Here is a 1,604-nt window from a genome sequence, read left to right as displayed (position 1 = left end):
TGGAGTCGTAGCGCTACAAGCTCCTCCGACTAAGTTTACTTGTTCATCAGTAGAGAGTTCAGTGAAAAGATCGAGGTCTTGGATACTTATCTGATTGTTTTTCATCTTTTTCTCCATTTGTAGGTATTGTTCTTGAGGAAGATTGGCAATTTTTTGGTTACAAGTACCAAGATTGGCAATCCTTACTGACTTCTCAAGGCAATCCCAAGAACTTACGCGACGCTTCACAAAAAAACACAATGTCGCGGCAAGCTGAAAGACTTTTCAAAACTCCTGAAACCGTTGAAAAATCGTAATTTGGTAAAGTATCATCCCTTCATTCCGACTTTCCAGATGCTCTGCTGATTGAGTCCAGTTTTCTAGAAAGGAATTGAAGCAGCAGGGGTTGAGCTGATTGCACAAAGAAATGGTCGCCGGGAAGCATTTGCCGTGAGAAGTCAGCGCTTGTCTGCTGTCGCCAAGCCTCAAGACGCTCAACGCTGACTTTGACATCCTGCAAACCACCAAAAGCAGTGATAGGACACTGAAGCGGCGGTTCGGCAGCATAAACATAAGTTTCAAGAACGGCAAAATCTGCCCGCAGGATGGGGAGAAGCAGTTCCATCAGTTCCACATTCTCTAGCACTGCTTCGGGAGTCCCGTTAAGACGGCGCAGTTCCTCGATAAAAGCGGGTTCTGGCAGAGCATGGATGGGCGGCTCTTTTGCCGGGAGTTGAGGGGCGCTGCGACCGGATACAAACAGATGGACTGGACTCATCCCGTACTCTCTGCGGAGTAGACGAGCCACCTCGAAGCTGACGAGTGCGCCCATGCTGTGACCGAAGAAGGCAAATGGCTCGTCTAAGTATGGCAAAAGGGCGCGAGCGATCGCCTGCACCAGAGGTAAAGCCTGAGTAAATGGCGCTTCCAAAATCCGCTTTCCTCGTCCGGGAAGTTCGACAGCACAAACTTCGACACCCACAGGTAGACCCTGAGACCAGGTGCGAAAATTGAGCGCCCCACCACCAGCATAGGGAAAGCAGAACAGGCGCAGGCTGGAGAGAGGATTTGGCTTAGGACAATACATGATTGTTAAGGGTTGTTGCAGCGAATTCACCCACTGGGGGAGCATCCAGCAAACCGTTATCAATTAGGTAGGAAAAGTAGGGCGCAAACAACTCAGCCTCTAAGGGCGGACAAACAATAGAAGAACCGGCAAGCCCGTCTAGGGTATTCTGACAGTCAAACTGTAAAATTGCCGGAGTGGAGGCTGGTTCTTGTGATGTTGGTTGATTCATAAAATCCACTAGGGGAGACAAGGCATTTCCTGAAGATGTTTTAGCCGCCTCCAATAGTTCGCTGTGCCATTGATCGTATGAAACTTCCTGAAGGGGATAGCCAAACGAGCGAACCCAATTAATAACCTGGTTCCAATGGGCGGGATAGGGATTGACGATGTGAAAATCCTTGTTTAAGGATTCTTGCTGCTTGGATAGATAAGCGATCGCTCTACTCGCATAATCTATCGGAACTAAATTCACCATTGCATCACGCTTGGGAACGCTACCGAGTTGGATGCAACCTTTTACCCATCTGAAGGTATTATCGCTTTTGTTGCAAAGCCC

1 protein-coding gene and 1 pseudogene are annotated in these 1,604 nt (G+C 48.6%); both read right to left on the bottom strand.

Annotated features, from left to right (window positions below; all coding sequences use genetic code 11):
* Nucleotides 1–316 precede the first annotated feature (316 nt).
* Nucleotides 317–1,066, bottom strand: a complete 750-nt coding sequence (locus H6F50_RS02160) for a thioesterase II family protein (RefSeq protein ID WP_190425821.1) — start codon at nt 1,064–1,066, stop codon at nt 317–319.
* Nucleotides 1,053–1,604: pseudogene (locus tag H6F50_RS02155) on the bottom strand (non-ribosomal peptide synthetase); the annotation flags it as partial. The pseudogene H6F50_RS02155 and the gene H6F50_RS02160, both read right to left, overlap by 14 nt.

Source organism: Coleofasciculus sp. FACHB-712 (assembly GCF_014695635.1).
In the GTDB taxonomy this organism is placed as follows: domain Bacteria; phylum Cyanobacteriota; class Cyanobacteriia; order Cyanobacteriales; family FACHB-T130; genus FACHB-T130.
This window is presented reverse-complemented; position numbering and strand designations above follow the sequence as displayed.